Origin of the sequence: Hymenobacter nitidus (genome assembly GCF_020447315.1) — a bacterium.
Lineage (GTDB): Bacteria > Bacteroidota > Bacteroidia > Cytophagales > Hymenobacteraceae > Hymenobacter > Hymenobacter nitidus.
This window is the reverse complement of sequence record NZ_JAJADQ010000007.1, coordinates 189,632-205,746: the sequence shown is the minus strand read 5'-3', so window position 1 is coordinate 205,746 and position 16,115 is coordinate 189,632. Positions and strand designations below refer to the sequence as shown.

The window sequence follows — 16,115 nt, the reverse complement described above, 5'->3', positions numbered from 1 at the left end:
CAGCTGGCTATCGGAATTTGGGGCTTTTAACGCGGGGAGCGAGAATGTAGTTTACATTGAGACCCGTAACGATGTACCAGTCTTTCTCATTGCCCTTGCCGCGCATTTCGCCGGGGTTTCTAAAGTTGATGAAGGTACCATCATCCGTACGGGTGATGCCGCCACCGAAGTATTTTGCCTCAGCCGTAGCCAGCGTAGCTGGGTCAACATATACGCCGCTTACGTCGTCCAGGTAGTCGGTGAACGTCTTGCGCCAGCCGATTTCCAGGCCAATATCAAAGCTTTTGTTGAGTTTGTAGCGAACACCGCCACCAAAAGGCAGAGAAAAATTGGTCAGTGCGTAGTCAACACCCTCGGTACGCAGGGGCTGCAGGTTCACGATAGAGCCCGAGGCCAGATCACCAACGGCACCGCCGCGTACTTCGCCTTTAGGGTTGTGGTGGAACACAGCAACACCGGCGAATACGTAGGGTACAAAGTCCGGACGCTTGATGTAGTTGTTACGGTTAGCAATCAGGTCGAATACACCCACGGCCGACAGTTCGAAGATGTCGTTGCGGAAGTTCATGTTCCGGTGGTAGCGGAAACGTGCATCCGGATCCGATTTATCAGCGGCTTTCTCATCATCGCCCGTGATACGGCCGTAGGCCAGTGCTACGCGGGCCGAGATGCGGGGAGCGAAGCGGTGCGTGGCGTTGAGGCCTACGTTGAGGCGGGTAGCGGCAAAACGCAAGCTTGGGATGCTCACTTTGGGCACGATGTCGCCAAAGTAGTTCATACCATTGATGCTGATGCCAACGGAGTTGTACTGCTTCCGCTTACTGAACTGTTGCGCATTTGCCTCCGAGGCAACTAGCGAAACCACTAGTAGCAGAGCCAAAATGTGGGTGAAGAATTGCTTCATATTGAGCGAGATTAAGGATATGCGAGGGTTAGGAGCGTCGTGAGACCAGTACGGGCACGAGTTCAGTTAGTGACAAAAGTAGAGGTTGCCGGGAACTTAAAAAAGAAATACAAGAAAAAGTCAATGTATTAGAGCGAGATACCGACCGGATTACGCTTGTCGAGCCCCCAATTCAACTTACTGCGTAACGTAGTCAGAAAGTTAACATGGTTGAGCTTAACCAGACGTACCGCAAAGTTTTCGCGGCGGACGGCAATCTGAATACCTGCGTCGACGGTAACCGAGCGTGAATCGAGGGAAAGCAGGAAGTTGTTGCTTCGGCCTTCAATCTCGAAGGAAATCACGCTACGGTCAGAGACGATGAGCGGGCGAACATTCAGATTGTGCGGACATACGGGAGCAATGATGAAATTGTTGGTTTGGGGCAACATAACTGGTCCGCCGCAGCTGAGTGAGTAGCCGGTAGAACCCGTGGGCGTAGCCACAATGAGCCCGTCAGCCCAGTACGAATTGAGGTATTCGCCGTCGATATACGTGTGCACCACAATCATGGAGGACGTATCGCGCTTCAAAATTGAAAATTCGTTGAGCCCAAAATTTATGCCATCGAATACTTCGGGGTCAGTGTCGACCCGAATCAGGCTGCGCTCTTCAAGCACGAAATGCCCTTTGAACAGGGCATCAATGGCCTGCGAGATCTTTTCGACGGTGATGGTGGCCAGAAAGCCCAGCCGGCCGGTGTTGATGCCCAGAATGGGAATCTGCAGGGCGCCTACGTAGGTTACGGTATCGAGCAGGGTACCGTCGCCGCCGATACTGAAGACGAACTGCACGCCGCGCAGGGAATCGCCGCGGCGGAAGGTACCGATGCCAGGGGGCAGGGTCAGGCGGTTATCGAGATAGGTGTGAAACGACTCGACAATGATGACTTCGGTCTGGCGCGCGACAAGGTCGTCGAGGAGGGCCTGCAGAAACGGGACGGTTTCTTCGTCGAAGGGTTTGCCGAGGATTGCGATTTTCATAGCAGAAATGTAGCCGGACGGGAAAAAGCCCGGATCAAATGGGGAATTCGGTACGCAGAAAAAAACCGCCCTGCCCGAGAGCGTTGCGGGTGTACTCCAGAGTAAAAACCCGGTCGTAATACGTGACAAGGTGCAAACCGATGCCTAGAGCAGCTTGCAGCTCGTTGGGCAGCCGGCTGCCACGCTCGGCGGCGCGGCTGGCCACGTAACCGGCATCGGCAAAGGTATTTAAATACAGCACCAGCGGAATACTGTTGATTTTCGGATTGCTGATTCCCCTCAGTTTAATCCGCCCGGCATCGAGCAGCCGGTAGGAAACGCCCTGCTGCAACAGCCCATAGTGGCGCCCATCGACGACGTAGGGGTCGTAGCCGCGCACCAGATAGGCATAGCCCAGGGCCCGGTTGTCGGCGTAGGCCAGGCGGCGGCTCACGCGCACCTGCCCTTGCAGGCCGGCACTGTAGTAGAAGCCCCCGCCCAGCGCCACATACTTGGCCATCTGCGCCCGGAACGTGGTAATGGGCGGAGCCGAGCCGGTAAAGACCCGCTGCACCACTCCTACCTGCAGGTAATGCCCGGTGAGCGGATAGGCAAACGTGTTGCGGTGGTTGAAGATGGTCGTCAGGGCCACATCGACGTAGCGGCGGCGGGCGGCCCCCAGGAAATAGTCGGGGTTGCGGCGCAGCACCGAGTCAGAAATGGCCTCGCGGTGGTAGGAAACATCCAGCAGCGTGCGACGCTGCACAGTGTAGCGCCAGCGCAGGCCGGCCGTCAGGTACTGCCGCTCGATGGGAAACCCGGTGTCATCCCGAAAGTTGACGAGCTTATCCTCTACGGTGGCGTAGTCGAGGGCGTGGCTGCGGTAGTAGGAGGCGCCCACGCCAAAGCCCAGCCGCCGCAGCCTGCCATAGCCGGGCGTGTCGTAGAACAGCTCGTACTTGCGGTTGAAGCCCAACTGCAGGTTGCCCCGGATTTCCTCGTTGCGGCCCCGAAAGTTTTTGCGCTCCACGTGCAGGCCGTAATCTACGCGGCGCCACCGGTCGGGCCGGTCGAGCCAGGAGCGGAAGTTACGGTCGGCCAACGACAGAATGGGAATGGGAAAAGTATACCAACGTTCCTGCACACTGAAGAGCACCGTAATTTCGCCGTTGCGGCACACCGTTTGGGTGAGCACGCCGTGGAAAAGCTGCAGGTTAAACATGCGCAGCCGGTTGGCTTCCAGGCGGCGCGCCAGGTTAACGGCCGTGATGGTGTCGCCTTCCCGAAAGTCCAGCTCGGCACGCAGAATTCGCTCCTTGGTGACTTCGTTACCCACAAACAGGATGGTAGCCACCCGCAGCACGGCGTACTCGGGACACTGGGCCCGCACGAGACTATCGAGCGGAGCGCGCCGGATGGAGTCGGGAGTAGTAGCAGCAGCGGACGCAGAGGCCGATGGCAGCCAGCCTAGCAGCAAAACGAGCAAGGAGGCAAGCACCGGGGCGTTGGAATTATAAGCTCAGGTATTTGAGCAGGCCATCGAAGCGCTCCTGCTCATTCTCCCCTACCTCGCCGGCCCCGCTGAACTGGGCCGTAATAACGTAGCCAAACCGCTCGAGCGTAGCCGTAATGCGGGCCATGTTGGGCGTGTTCAGCTTCAGGGTCAGCCGGATTTTGTAGGGGTCGTGCTCGTCCTGAGCCACGTGGGCGCTGAGGACTTTGGCGTTATTTTCCTCCACGTAGCGGCTGATCTGAGTCAGCGAATAGTCGCGCTCCTCCATCGACAGCACCAGAATACCGCCCTGACCGGCCGCAATAGGCAATTGGCCGAAAGCCGCCAGCGTATCACCCACCGTCACGACGCCCAGGTATTCCTGCTTGTCGTCGAGCACGGGCACCAGCTGCAGCTTATTCTGAATAGCCAGCTCCATAATGCTGTAAAAATGCTGGTCGCGCTGCACATGTACTTCCGCAAAGCCGAAAGCCACATTGGTCAGGGGTTCGTCGGGGTGTTCGTGGTCGAGCAGGTCGGCTTCGGTAATCAGGCCGCGGTAGAGGCGGTTTTCGAGCACGGGAAGCTGGCCAACGTGGAATTCTTCCAGCCATTTAGCCGCTTTCCCGGCAGAGTCCGACACCTTGAGGGGCGGAATCATTTGGTTGAGCAAGTCTTCAGCAATCATCGAATGCATGGGTGGAAAGAACTGAAAGCCAGAAATAAACTACGGGAAGTTGGGCGACCAATAAGCTCCCGCGGGCCTGATTTGTTTAAACACTTGCCGTAAGAGCCGGCTCCGGGGCCGTACGGCGCAGAAACTGACGCAGCAGGCGGTTGAAGTCCTGGGGCCGCTCCATCATGGGCACATGGCAGCAATGGTCGAGGAAGTGCAGCTCAGCGTTGGGCAGCAGCCGCTCAAACTCGTGGGCCACCACCGGCGGCGTAATCGTGTCGTTCAGGCCCCAGACCAGCAGCACGGGCACCGTAATCTTGGTTAGCTCCTTACCCAGGTTGTGGCGCTGGGCCGAGCGGGCAATGCTGATGATGCGCAGCACCTTGGTATTGGAGTTAGTGACGTTGAACACCTCATCCACCAGGTCTTTAGTGGCAATGGTGGGGTCGTAGAAGGTGTAAGCCACGCGCTCCTGCACGAAGGCGTAGTTACCGCGCTTGGGGAACGAGCCGCCCATCGAATCCTCGAACAGGCCGCTGCTGCCGGTAAGCACCAGGCGCTGCACCATCCGCGGGTTGCGCAGGGCATACACCAGGGCAATGTGGCCACCCAGGGAATTGCCGAGCACCGTCAGGGGCTCGTTGAGGCGCATCTGCTTGAGAAAGTCCTCCACGTAGTTGACTAAGCCCGGCACGCCGGCCTGGGTCAGAGGCATGTCGTAGATGGGCAGCAGGGGAATAATTACGTGGTGGTCGGTGCTGAATTCCTCAATGACGTCTTCCCAGTTGCTGAGGGCGCCAAACAACCCGTGCAGAAGCAGCAGCACCTTGCCGGAGCCGCCTTCCACATATTGAAAACCGTTCTGTTCCTTAATCTGCAATTCCATCTTCTCGGGAGATTTCGCGGCCGGCAAAGGCTGAATGACCATCCTTTGCAATGATACAACACTTGACCCAATTGCTGAGTAGGGCCAACCCGTGGGTAGTGAGCAGCGCTTCGGGATGAAACTGGACGCCATACACGGGGTAGGTACGGTGCCGGAATACCATCAGTTCGTGCGCAGCATCGGTGGTGTAAGCCAGCGGCTTTAAATCAGGGGGTAATAAATTGATAATCAGTGAATGGTAGCGCGTCACGAAAATCCGGGCCGGCAAACCGTCAAACAGTGGGTCGGCAGCTTCCGTGCAGGCCACCTCCGACACTTTGCCGTGCATGGGCCGCGCCGCCCGCTCCAGCCGGGCCCCGAAGAACTCGCCCAGAGCCTGGTGGCCCAAACACACGCCCAGCATCGGGACCCGCTGGTGATACTCCCGGATAATCTCCATCAGGCAACCCGCCTGCGCCGGCGTGCCGGGCCCGGGCGACAAAACGATGGCGTCGAACGAGTATTGCCGGAGGTCGGCCAGCGGCACGTCGTTGCGGACAACCTGCACAGTAGCGCCTAGCTGCTGGAAGTAGTCCAGCAGATTGAACGTGAAGGAGTCAAAGTTGTCGAGCAGCAACAGATGCATAGCAGCGTACTGAGCAGAATTTCTACGCAAAGGTTGGCAGCCTTACCGCGCGGCAAGGACTTTTGAGCGAGTAACTCAGGCGGCAGCTTCCGGCTGGGCTAGAATACGCCGCGCAGCTGCTCCAGCAACGTGGACGCAAACGGCATGATAAAGCCCACGATTTCCAGGGCAAACGGCGTGGCCTGCTGCACCACGGGCAGCACCTGCGAATCGGCCACGATGGCCGGCGAAATGAGCTTAAGGCCCGCAAAACCGATGCCGTGAAGCAGCAGGCTTATCCCCAGCACCCACTTCAGGGCCCCGGCCGCCCCGCCCAGCAGGTTGTCGAGCACGCCCAACGGGGTGAGGTGCACGGCGGTTTTGACGAAGCTGCCCGCCAAGTGCACGCCCCAGGTAATAAGCACGAACACCAGCAGAAACGACACAATGGGCAGCAGCCCAAACGCCTCGCCCACGTAGTTGCGCACCAGCGGAATAGCGTCGTTCAGCAGAGCCAGCCCACCGATAATGCCCAGCACGAAAGCCAAGAGCGAAGCTGCCTCCAGCACGAGGCCGCGCCGAAAGCCCTTTACCGCGCCCACGGCCAGCGGAATCAGCAGCAGAATATCAAAGCCGGACATATGTGAGGTGGTGAGCTAGCGACGTAGTGAGTTTTATGTTCCGTTTGCACAGACTCGCGCCATTCGCGCGGCCCGAACCACACTCACTAAATCACTAAGTCGCTAAATCACTGCTTAGACATTCGTGTTGTTGAGCAGGTTGCTGACGACCTGGGAAATCATGCGGCCGTCGGCTTGGCCTGATAGTTCCCGGGCCGCCAGGCCCATTACTTTGCCCAGGTCGGAAGGGCCGGTGGCGCCCACGCGCTGGATGATGTCGACGAGCTTTTCTACCAAATCGGCTTCGGAGAGCTGCTGGGGCAGGTACTCCTCGATGATAGCCAGCTCGGCCAGCTCGATTTCCTCCAGATCGGAGCGGAACTGCTTCTGGTACATCTCGGCGGCTTCGCGGCGCTGCTTGGCGGCTTTGGTCAGCAGCTTGATTTCGGCATCGTCGGTGAGGGCCGCACCGTGGGCACCTTCGGCCGTTTCGGCCAGCATGATCTGGGACTTGATGCTGCGCAGAGCCTGCAGCCGCACTTTGTCCTTGGCCAGCATAGCCTTTTTGATATCTGCGTCGATGGTTTCCTTCAGAGCCATAAGTTTGTAGTAGTAAATGTCTGGAACCCGTAGATTCCGACTGGCCGCGTATTGATGACCCACGCTGGCCGTTCTGGAGTCAGTTTTTCGCCTTCTCTCATGACGAAACTTAGCGTAAACATAAATAAAATCGCCACGCTGCGGAATGCCCGCGGCCACAACCGCCCCGACGTGCTGCAGGTAGCCCGTGACTGTGAGCGGTTTGGCGCCCAGGGCATCACGGTGCACCCGCGCCCCGATGAGCGCCATATCCGCTACCAAGACGTGCGCGACCTGCGTCAGATCGTAACCACTGAGCTGAATGTGGAGGGCAACCCGACCCCGGATTTCATGGACTTGGTGCGCGAGGTGCGGCCCAAGCAGGTGACCCTGGTGCCCGACGCGCCCGACGCCATTACCTCTAACGCCGGCTGGGACACCATCACTCACCAGATTTACCTGATTGGCGTGGTCACGGAGCTTAAATCCATCGGCTGCCGGGTGTCTATCTTCCTGGACCCCGACCCGGCCATGGTAAAAGCCGCCGTAGCCACCGGCACCGACCGAATTGAGCTCTACACCGAAGACTACGCCCGCCAGTACCCCCAGGACCCCGCCAAGGCCATTGCCCCCTACGCGGCGGCGGCGGCAATGGCCCAGCAGCTGGGCCTGGGCCTGAATGCCGGCCACGACCTCGACCTGGAAAACCTGGCCTACCTCAGGCAGAACTTACCCGGCCTGGAAGAGGTTAGCATCGGGCACGCTCTGGTGTGCGACGCGCTGTACTACGGGCTGGAAAACACGATTCAGCTCTACCGGCGTCAACTGGTGTGATGTAGCGACGTAGTGAGTTTGCTGTTCGGCTTGCGCCACTTGCGCGGTACTGGACATCAAACTCACTACGTCGCCACATCACCATCTCACCACCTCAACACTGCTCCTTTGCCCCGTATTCCGCTTCCCGAGTTTCTGGCCGGTCCCGCCGACATCCCCATCTTGGATGTTCGTGCGCCCATTGAGTATGCCCACGGCCATATTCCGGGGGCCCTGAACCTGCCGCTTTTCTCGGACGAGGAACGGGCCCGAATTGGCACGGCCTACAAGCAGGTCAGCCAGGACCGCGCCATTCACATCGGCCTCGACTTCTTCGGGCCCAAGATGAGCCGCATGGTGAAGCACGCCCAGAAGCTGGCTCCGAACAAGGAAGTGCGCCTGCACTGCTGGCGCGGCGGCATGCGCAGCGGCGCCGTGCACTGGCTCTTGGAGCTGGCCGGCTTCAAGGTGCATCTGCTCGACAAGGGCTACAAGGACTACCGCCGCTGGGCGCTGGCGCAGTTCACCGAGCCCCGGCCCATGCTCATTCTGGGCGGCCTCACGGGCTCGGGCAAAACCGATGTGCTGCACGAGCTGGCCCGCCGCGGCGAAACCATCGTGGACCTGGAGGGGCTGGCCAACCACAAGGGCTCGTCGTTTGGCGCTATTGGCCTGCCGCCCCAGCCCACGCCCGAGCAGTTCGAGAACAACCTGGCCTTGGTGCTCAACCAGCTGCCGACGGGCGTGACGCCGTGGCTAGAAGACGAAAGCCTGACCATCGGCCGCCTCACCATCCCCAAGCCGCTGTTTGAGCAGATGCGCGCGGCCCCGCTGCTGGTGCTCGACATTCCGCGGGCGGTGCGTACCCGCAAGCTGGCCGCCGAGTACGGTAAGGAAGATCCGCAGCAGCTCGCGGAAGCCATTCAGCGCATTAGCAAGCGCCTGGGTGGCCTGGCGACCAAGGAAGCGTTGGCCGCCATCGAAACCGGCGACATGGAAAGGATGGTGGATATTGCCCTCTCCTACTACGACAAAACCTACGGTTTCGGGCTCGACAACAAAGCCAACAGCCGCGTCATCCGGATTCCGTCCGATACCTGCGACCCGCAGGTGAATGCCGACCTGGTGCTGGTCGCCGCGCAGCGGGAAGGGTTACTCACCCCGGCTTCTAGCTCCTCGCTTCATGCTGGCACCTAAGCTGCGGGTGGCCCGCCCCACAAACCAGCTGCCGGCCCTGATTCACTTTTACAAAGACGGATTGGGGCTGAGCACCCTCTGCTCGTTTGAAAATCACAATGGTTTTGATGGCGTCATGCTGGGCCACCCGCAGGCGCCCTACCACCTCGAATTCACGACCCAGGCGGGTCATGTTGTTGAGCCAGGCCCAAACCCCGAGCATCTGCTCGTGTTTTACTTACCCGATAAGGTCCAATGGCAGGCAGCAGTGGACCGCCTCCGGCAACACGGCTACGTCTCATTACCCGCTTATAATCCTTACTGGGACCACCTGGGCCTTACCTTCAAAGACCCCGACGGCTACCACGTTGTTTTGCAGAACGCCGACTGGCAGTTCTAGTCCCATTTAGCCTAACGGCTTTTTCTTTGCCCTGATGAACACGAACGAAACCACCGCCACCGAGCCTATCCGCCTGACCCAGTACAGCCACGGCGCGGGCTGCGGCTGCAAAATCGCGCCCAAGGTGCTCGACCAGATTCTGCACACCAGCATTGCTCAGCCCCAGCACGACAAGCTGCTGGTGGGCAACAGCAGCCGCGACGACGCGGCCGTGTACGACATCGGGGGCGGGCAGGCCATCATCAGCACCACCGACTTCTTCATGCCCATCGTGGACGACGCCTACGACTTCGGGCGCATTGCCTCGGCCAATGCCATCAGCGACGTGTATGCCATGGGTGGGCGGCCCGTGATGGCCATTGCCGTGCTGGGCTGGCCCATCGACAAGCTGGCCCCCGAAGTGGCGCGCCGCGTGATTGAGGGCAGCCGCAGCATCTGCGCCGAAGCAGGGATTCCCTTGGCCGGCGGCCACAGCATCGACTCGCCCGAGCCAATTTTCGGCCTGGCCGTTACGGGCATGCTCGACATCAAGAATTTGAAGCAGAACGACACGGCTACGGCCGGCTGCGAGCTGTACCTGACCAAGCCCTTGGGCGTGGGCATGCTCACTACCTCGCAGAAGCGCGGCATCCTGCTGCCCGAGCACGAGCAGATTGCGCCCCAAAGCATGATGATGCTCAACAAAATTGGCTACGACCTGGGCCAGCTGGAAGCCGTGCGCGCCATGACCGACGTAACGGGCTTTGGCCTGCTGGGTCACCTGGCGGAAGTGTGCGAGGGCAGCAACCTGACGGCCGAAATAAAATTTAGCAAAGTGCCGCTGCTGCCCGAGGCCGAAATGTACCGCCAGCAAAAGGCCATTCCAGGCGGCACCGTGCGCAACTGGGACAGCTACGGCCACAAGGTCGGCCAGATTACCAACGAGCAGCGCCACTGGCTCTGCGACCCCCAGACGTCGGGGGGCCTGCTGGTGTGCGTGGAGCCCGGCGGCCGGGCCGCGGTGCAGGCCGTGTTCGAGCAGTATGGCCTGGCGCTGGAGCCGTTTGGTACGCTGCGGGCCCACGCGGCCGGGGAACCCTGGATTGAGGTGAAGTAAGCAGTGAAGCTGTTTCCTTTTTTGCGGCCCATTCTGGAAATTACGGTGGCTATCTGCGCCATCGTGTTTGGGCTGCGCTTCATCACCAGCTTCTTCACCCAGGCCAGCCGGGTGTATCGGCCCACGTTTCTGCGCCAGTTTTACCTGCTATTCTGGCCCTTGCTGTGCATGAGCGTGGGCCTGCCCTTCCTCATTTCCTTTTTCTACCTGGGCACGCTGTCGGGCTACGAGGTGGTGCTGCTGACGGCCATGGCGGCCGTAATTCTGAGCTTTTCGGTGCCCGCCCTGGTGCTCCACGCGCAGTACTACGCCCACAACCTGCACACCACCCTGGTATTCGATCCTAAGCAGAACAAGCTGGAAGTGTACGAGGGCCGCGTGCTGATTCCCTTTGCCCAGCGCGACCTAGTGCGGGTAGAATACGTGACCTGCCGCTCGAAGCGGGCTTTCTGGAGCAACTATAACTTTCTGCGGCTGCACCTGCGCTCCGGCCAGGTTCTGGTGCTGACCTCGCTGCTGACCAATCTGGAGCCGGTGGCGGAGTTTCTGCGCAATTCCAACCTGGAGCCGCAGCAGCGCTGGGCCTGCTTTCTGTAAATCAATTTTTGCTCAGCTTTTTCCAACGCTTTTTTCCAAAGCTATACCCATAGCTTATACTCAGCCGGTAGCCATTACTTTTGCGCTATACTTTCCTGTGCCTGACCTGATGCGGCGACTTTCCCTTTTTTGGCTGCTGACTTTCTTATTGGCCTCACCACTGCAAGCCCAGGAAAGGGCGGTAATACAAAGCCTGCAGCGGCAGTTGCCCCACTTGGCGCCCACTCCGCAGCGGGTACGGGTGCTCGACTCGCTGAGCTATGCCCTGCACGATATTGCCCCGGACACGGCCCGCCGCTACGGGGAGCAGGCCGTAGCCCTGGCCCGGCAATTGCGCGACCAACGCGGACTGATGCAGAGCCTGTGCACGCTGGGCAGCTGCTACGCCGTGCTGTCGGATGGCGCCCACGCCCTAGAGCTGTATTCCCGGTCGCAGCGCATTGCGCGCCAGTTCAACGATGCCGACGGCCTAGTGCGCAGCTACACCACCATGGCCGCCGTGCATCATGAGCGCAGCGACACGGTGAATGCCTGGCGGCACTACAAGCAGGCGTTGCAGCTGGCCCACCGCCGGGGCGTGCGCGTATCGACGCTGCTCAACCTCTACGGCAACCTCTCCAGCCTGTTCTTTCACTTGGGCCAGGATGCCAAAGCCCTGCGCTACACCGAGCTGGCCCTGCGCCTGGCACGTAGCAGCGGCAACCGCATGAATGAGTCCATTTATCTGGCTAACCTGGGCACATACTACTTCTACAAGCAGCGGTACGACCTGGCCGAAAAGCTGATCCGGCAGTCGTTGGCCATCACCCAGCAGGCCGCGCAGCCCCGCTACGAAGCCGGCAACCTGACCCTGCTCAGCATGGTGCTGCTGGCCACCGGCCGGCCCGAGGAAGCCGCCGACCTCGCCCAGCAGTCGTTGCGGCAGGCGCGCCGGGGTCACAGCCAGGAGCGGGTACTGGATGCCTACAGCATGCTGGCCGAAGTCAGCGCCCGCCGCAACCAATATCCGCAGGCTTACCAGTGGCAGGAGCATTACGTAGCCCTGAACGACTCGCTCAACAACGGCCGCCGCCTGGCGACGCTTACCGCCCTGCAAAGCCGCTACGACAGTGAGGACAAGGAAAAGCAGATTCAGCTGCTGACCCAGCAGGCCGACCTGCACCACATGCGCAACCGCCTGCTCTGGGGCGCTATTGCGGCCCTGGTGCTGGGCCTGGCGGGCTTTGGGCTGCTGTACTGGCAGCTGCGCCGTAGCCGGGCGGCCCTGGCGGCCAACAACGTGGCGCTGCAGGAAACCACCGCCGAGCTGCGCCAAGTGGCCGCTTCCAAAGACCGGCTCTACGCCATTGTAGCCCACGACCTGCGCGGCCCGGTCACGTCCTTCGTGGGCGTCACCGAGCTGATTGGCTTCTACCTCAAGCGCGGCGACGAGGAAGGCCTGCAGCGCCTGCCGGCCCTGGTGCGGCAGTCGGCCCAGAGCCTGAACAACCTGCTCGACAACCTGCTGAACTGGGCCGTGAGCCAGACCGGGGAGCTGGCCTACCGCCCCGAGCGGCTGGCCGTAGCCGACCTGTTTGCCGAAAACCGGGAGCTGTACCAAACCACGGCCGAGGCCAAGCAGATTACGCTCGAAGCCACCCACCCCGCCGACCTCACGCTGTGGGCTGATCAGAACATGGCGCGCACTATTCTGCGCAATCTGGTGGGCAATGCACTCAAGTTTACGCCCCCCGGCGGCACCGTGCGGTTTTCGGCCGTGCCCACGGCCCAAGCCACCGGCGTGCTGCTCACCGTCACGGATTCGGGCTATGGCATGCCGGCCAACCTGGTAGCCGAAGTACTAAGCGACAGTCCTCTGACGACTCCCACGGGGCCGCTCGGGCCGCGCACCGGCACGGGCCTGGGGCTCTTGCTGTGCAAGGCCTTCGTGCAGCGGCACGGCGGCACCCTCGACATTCAAAGTGTTCCGGGCGGCGGCACCAGCGTTATCGTCCAGCTCAACAACTAAAACCCAGCCCATCAGCGGCATGACTACTTGGAGAGGCAGCTGATGTCAGCTCATTAATTACGAGAGCCTGCTTGCGGAGGCAAAGCCTCAATGCTATACCTTTGACGCTGGCCTAAGCTGGCTCTAACAACTTATTCATGTTTATATCACTACCCTCTCTGCCCCGCCCGCTGGGCGTCTGGCTAACCTGTATGCTGTTGCTGCTCAGCGCCGGCAGCTTTGCCCAAACCTGGGAAATGGCGCAGTCCCTCGGCACCTCGGCCTATAACGGGCAAGCCTCCGCCCGCCATACCGTTGCCGATGGGGCCGGCAACCTATATATCAGCGGTATTATAGATGGTGAAATCAGCCTGGGCGGCCGCACTCTGAGCAGTCCCAGCAGTGAACCCAGCGGCTTCATTGCCAAAATAAACGCCAGCACGGGCCAGTGCCAGTGGGCCTTCGTTACCCCGGCCACCGTGCTCGACCTGGCCCTAGACGCCAGCGGCAACTTGCTGACCGCCGGCTACTTCACCGGCCGCAGCCTCACGCTGGGTGCTACCACGCTTACCAACAACGTACCTAACTTCTATGGCTCCGACCTGTTCGTGGCTAAGATTTCGGCGGCTGGCCAATGGCAGTGGGCATATCAGGCTAGCGGCCCTGGCAGCAAGCAAGCAACCAGCATTGCCTTCGACGCCAGCGGCAACGCCTACGTAGCCGGCACCTTCGGCGGCGGCAGCGCCACCTTCGGCACTACCACCCTCACTGCTGCCGGCAACGGCGTATTCGTGGCCAAGCTCTCGGCTACCGGCCAATGGCAGTGGGCCACCAATGCGGGCAGCGACAACGCCAACTCGGCCGCCGACCTGGCCCTCGATGCCAGTGGCAACGCCTACCTGACCGGCTACTTCAGCGGGGTCAGTGCCACCTTTGGCAGCTTTACGCTGAACAATACGTATCCTGTAGCAGGCAGCGGCCTGACTGATGCCTATGTGGCCAAGCTCTCGCCCGCCGGCCAATGGCTGTGGGCCAGCAAATCGGAGGGCCAGAACAGTGAGGAACCCAGCAGCCTGGCGCTCGACGCGGGCGGCAACGTGTACGTAGCCGGCGGCTTCAGAGGCTTTTCGGCCGGCTTTGGCACTACCCGGCTTACTAATTCGGGCAGTACCGATGTGTTCGTAGCCAAGCTCAGTACCAGCGGCCAGTGGCTGTGGGCTACCCAAGCTACCGGCGCAGTCAATGAAGACTTTGCGAGCCTGGCCGTAGATGCCGCCGGCAATGCCTACCTCACCGGCTCTACCAACAGTCCCCGCACCACGTTTGGCGGCATTATCCTGACCAACACATTCCGGGATAATTACGCCAGCGCCGTGTACGCGGCCAAGCTTAATAGCAGCGGCCAGTGGCAATGGGTAGCCCAGAGCAGCGGCCAAAGCGCCGTGTATCCCGGCACCCTGACCCTGGACGCATCCAACAACATCTTCCTGGCGGGCTTCTACCAGACGGGCAACCTCACGTTCGGCTCTACCACGCTCCGTAACAGTGGCGTTTCCGACCTGTATGTAGCCCGCCTGACCACGGCGGGCCAGTGGCAGTGGGCCATGAACAGCGACGGAGGCAGCCGGTCCAGTGTGAGCAACGTGGCCGTGGATGCGGCCGGCAACGTCTATAGCATCGGCATTTTCAGCGGCAGCCTCACGCTCGGCAGCACGACCCTGGTGGGCAATAACAACAACGACCTGTTTGTGGCCAAGCGCAGCCCGGCGGGCCAATGGCTGTGGGTAGCACAGCCTGCCGGCACGGCCCGTTTTGGCGGGGGCTACTTCGAATCAAAACCGAGTCTGGCACTTGATGCGGCGGGCAACGTGTACATAACCGGCTGCTTCAACGGAGCCGACGCCACTTTTGGCACCAACGTATTGAGCAGCACCGCCGGTGGCTACCTGGGCTACGATACTTTCGTGGCCAAGCTGAGCACCAGCGGCCAGTGGCAGTGGGCTACGGCTGGTGGTGGCGACGGCGACGATTACGGGTCCAGCATTGCGGTAGATGCCAGCGCCAATGCCTACGTCGCCGGCTCCTTCCAGAGCTCCACGCTCGGCCTCGGAGCTACCACCCTCACGAACTCGGGCAGCCTGGGCAGCTCGGAAATATTTGCCGCCAAGCTCAGCGCCAATGGCCAGTGGCAGTGGGCGGCCCGCGCCGGGGGCACCGGCGACGAGCAAGGCAGCGACCTGGCCCTGGATGCGGCGGGCAACGCCTACGTAGCTGGCAACTTCAGTGGTGGCAATGCCGCCTTTGGCAGCACCACACTCACCACTCCGGGGTACAACGCCTACGTGGCCAAGCTGAGCTCCACGGGCCAATGGCAGTGGGCTACGGCCGGTGGCTCGGGCTACGCCGGGGCCAGCGCTATTGCCGCCGATGCCACCGGCAACACGTACGTAACGGGTTTCTTTGGCGGCCCGGGCAGCTTTGGCAGCCTGACGTTGAACAGCACCGACAGCTCCGATGTGTTCGTGGGTAAGGTTACGCCGGCCGGCCAGTGGCAGTGGGTAGCGCAGGGCGGGCTGCGCGGGTCCAACTCGGCGTACGACGTGGCGGTGGATGGCACCGGTAGCGCCTACGTGACGGGTAGTTTCCGCAGTGCCGGGGCCATTTTCGGTACTACCACCCTGCCCTACAGCCGCCGCAGCTACTACGATACGTTCGTGGCCAGCCTCACGCCCACTGGCCAGTGGCAGTGGGCTACCAAATCTGCGGGCACCAACTTCACGCACACCCTTGCCCTGGGCGGCGGCGGCAGCATCTACGTCGGCGGCGAGTTTTCGGGGCCTTACGGGGATATCCGGGCGACTTTCGGGCCCCACACGCTGACCACGACGGGCCGGGTGCATCAGATAGGCTATCTGGCCCGCCTCTCCTTTGTCATTACGGCCAACCAACTGCCAAGCAAGACGCTGGCCATGGCCCAGGCCGTGCCCAACCCGTTTGCGGCGGCTCTGAGCCTGCATCTGCTTTCGGCCCAGCCCGGCCTCGTCGAGCTGACGGCCCACGATGCGACTGGCCGCCAGTGGCTGCGCAAACAGGTAACGGTGCAGGCCAACCAAGGGAGCTTGGAGCTGCCCGAAGCAGCGCAGTGGCCAGCGGGTCTCTACCTGCTCACGGTGCGGCAGGGCCAGCAGCAGCAGGTTCTGAAAGTGGTGCGCCAGTAGCTTTCTGCCGCGTTTCAGCCGGGCCAGCCTCTTTGCGGGGGCTGGCCCGTTGCATTTGCCGGCTTC

General features: G+C 61.2%; 15 protein-coding genes. 7 read left to right on the top strand and 8 right to left on the bottom strand.

Annotated features, from left to right (window positions below; all coding sequences use genetic code 11):
- Nucleotides 1-7 precede the first annotated feature (7 nt).
- From LGH70_RS14550 to LGH70_RS14515, 8 genes are all read right to left on the bottom strand, one after another.
- A complete protein-coding gene (locus LGH70_RS14550) occupies nt 8-904 on the bottom strand; it encodes a DUF6089 family protein (protein ID WP_226186970.1) in 897 nt (298 codons plus the stop codon).
- Nucleotides 905-1,032: 128 nt separating this feature from the next.
- Entirely contained in the window at nt 1,033-1,926 is an 894-nt protein-coding gene (locus LGH70_RS14545) for an NAD kinase (RefSeq protein WP_226186969.1), read from the bottom strand.
- Nucleotides 1,927-1,960: 34 nt separating this feature from the next.
- The gene (locus LGH70_RS14540) at nt 1,961-3,403 is read right to left on the bottom strand and encodes a BamA/TamA family outer membrane protein (RefSeq protein WP_226186968.1); all 1,443 of its coding nucleotides are present in this window, start codon (nt 3,401-3,403) and stop codon (nt 1,961-1,963) included.
- Nucleotides 3,404-3,416: 13 nt separating this feature from the next.
- The gene (locus tag LGH70_RS14535; RefSeq protein ID WP_226186966.1) at nt 3,417-4,094 is read right to left on the bottom strand and encodes a CBS domain-containing protein; all 678 of its coding nucleotides are present in this window, start codon (nt 4,092-4,094) and stop codon (nt 3,417-3,419) included.
- Nucleotides 4,095-4,170: 76 nt separating this feature from the next.
- On the bottom strand, nt 4,171-4,959 hold the full coding sequence (locus LGH70_RS14530; RefSeq protein ID WP_226186964.1) for an alpha/beta fold hydrolase: 789 nt from the start codon (nt 4,957-4,959) through the stop codon (nt 4,171-4,173).
- The gene (locus tag LGH70_RS14525; protein WP_226186962.1) at nt 4,943-5,584 is read right to left on the bottom strand and encodes an anthranilate synthase component II; all 642 of its coding nucleotides are present in this window, start codon (nt 5,582-5,584) and stop codon (nt 4,943-4,945) included. Before LGH70_RS14525 ends, LGH70_RS14530 begins: the two co-directional genes overlap by 17 nt.
- Nucleotides 5,585-5,682: 98 nt before the next feature.
- Nucleotides 5,683-6,204: a CvpA family protein gene (locus LGH70_RS14520; RefSeq protein ID WP_226186960.1), complete on the bottom strand. Its 522-nt coding sequence runs from the start codon at nt 6,202-6,204 to the stop codon at nt 5,683-5,685.
- 114 nt (nt 6,205-6,318) lie between these two features.
- A complete protein-coding gene (locus LGH70_RS14515) occupies nt 6,319-6,783 on the bottom strand; it encodes a GatB/YqeY domain-containing protein (protein ID WP_226186957.1) in 465 nt (154 codons plus the stop codon).
- Nucleotides 6,784-6,882: 99 nt separating this feature from the next.
- Between LGH70_RS14515 and LGH70_RS14510 the strand changes: the two genes are divergently transcribed.
- From LGH70_RS14510 to LGH70_RS14480, 7 genes are all read left to right on the top strand, one after another.
- Nucleotides 6,883-7,596 (top strand): pyridoxine 5'-phosphate synthase, encoded by a 714-nt coding sequence (locus LGH70_RS14510; protein ID WP_226186955.1) that lies wholly within the window; start codon nt 6,883-6,885, stop codon nt 7,594-7,596.
- A gap of 108 nt (nt 7,597-7,704) precedes the next feature.
- Nucleotides 7,705-8,772, top strand: coding sequence for a tRNA 2-selenouridine(34) synthase MnmH (gene mnmH / locus LGH70_RS14505; RefSeq protein ID WP_226186952.1), 1,068 nt, complete (start codon nt 7,705-7,707; stop codon nt 8,770-8,772).
- Nucleotides 8,759-9,151 (top strand): VOC family protein, encoded by a 393-nt coding sequence (locus tag LGH70_RS14500; protein WP_226186950.1) that lies wholly within the window; start codon nt 8,759-8,761, stop codon nt 9,149-9,151. The genes mnmH and LGH70_RS14500 overlap by 14 nt, the downstream gene beginning before the upstream one ends.
- Before the next feature lie 34 nt (nt 9,152-9,185).
- Complete coding sequence (selD, locus tag LGH70_RS14495) at nt 9,186-10,247, top strand: selenide, water dikinase SelD (protein WP_226186949.1); 1,062 nt, start codon at nt 9,186-9,188, stop codon at nt 10,245-10,247.
- Between the two features lie 3 nt (nt 10,248-10,250).
- Nucleotides 10,251-10,844 (top strand): PH domain-containing protein, encoded by a 594-nt coding sequence (locus LGH70_RS14490; RefSeq protein ID WP_226186947.1) that lies wholly within the window; start codon nt 10,251-10,253, stop codon nt 10,842-10,844.
- 214 nt (nt 10,845-11,058) lie between these two features.
- Nucleotides 11,059-12,852, top strand: coding sequence for an ATP-binding protein (locus LGH70_RS14485; RefSeq protein WP_226186946.1), 1,794 nt, complete (start codon nt 11,059-11,061; stop codon nt 12,850-12,852).
- 137 nt (nt 12,853-12,989) lie between these two features.
- Entirely contained in the window at nt 12,990-16,049 is a 3,060-nt protein-coding gene (locus LGH70_RS14480) for an SBBP repeat-containing protein (RefSeq protein ID WP_226186945.1), read from the top strand.
- Nucleotides 16,050-16,115: the final 66 nt, after the last annotated feature.

Coding starts and splice junctions, on each gene's coding strand:
- LGH70_RS14480 (WP_226186945.1), top strand. CDS start 12,990: ATGTTTATATCACTACCCTCTCTGCCCCGCCCGCTGGGCGTCTGGCTA.
- selD (WP_226186949.1), top strand. CDS start 9,186: ATGAACACGAACGAAACCACCGCCACCGAGCCTATCCGCCTGACCCAG.
- LGH70_RS14525 (WP_226186962.1), bottom strand. CDS start 5,584: ATGCATCTGTTGCTGCTCGACAACTTTGACTCCTTCACGTTCAATCTG.
- LGH70_RS14530 (WP_226186964.1), bottom strand. CDS start 4,959: ATGGAATTGCAGATTAAGGAACAGAACGGTTTTCAATATGTGGAAGGC.
- LGH70_RS14535 (WP_226186966.1), bottom strand. CDS start 4,094: ATGCATTCGATGATTGCTGAAGACTTGCTCAACCAAATGATTCCGCCC.
- LGH70_RS14510 (WP_226186955.1), top strand. CDS start 6,883: ATGACGAAACTTAGCGTAAACATAAATAAAATCGCCACGCTGCGGAAT.
- LGH70_RS14550 (WP_226186970.1), bottom strand. CDS start 904: ATGAAGCAATTCTTCACCCACATTTTGGCTCTGCTACTAGTGGTTTCG.
- LGH70_RS14520 (WP_226186960.1), bottom strand. CDS start 6,204: ATGTCCGGCTTTGATATTCTGCTGCTGATTCCGCTGGCCGTGGGCGCG.
- LGH70_RS14545 (WP_226186969.1), bottom strand. CDS start 1,926: ATGAAAATCGCAATCCTCGGCAAACCCTTCGACGAAGAAACCGTCCCG.
- LGH70_RS14515 (WP_226186957.1), bottom strand. CDS start 6,783: ATGGCTCTGAAGGAAACCATCGACGCAGATATCAAAAAGGCTATGCTG.
- LGH70_RS14500 (WP_226186950.1), top strand. CDS start 8,759: ATGCTGGCACCTAAGCTGCGGGTGGCCCGCCCCACAAACCAGCTGCCG.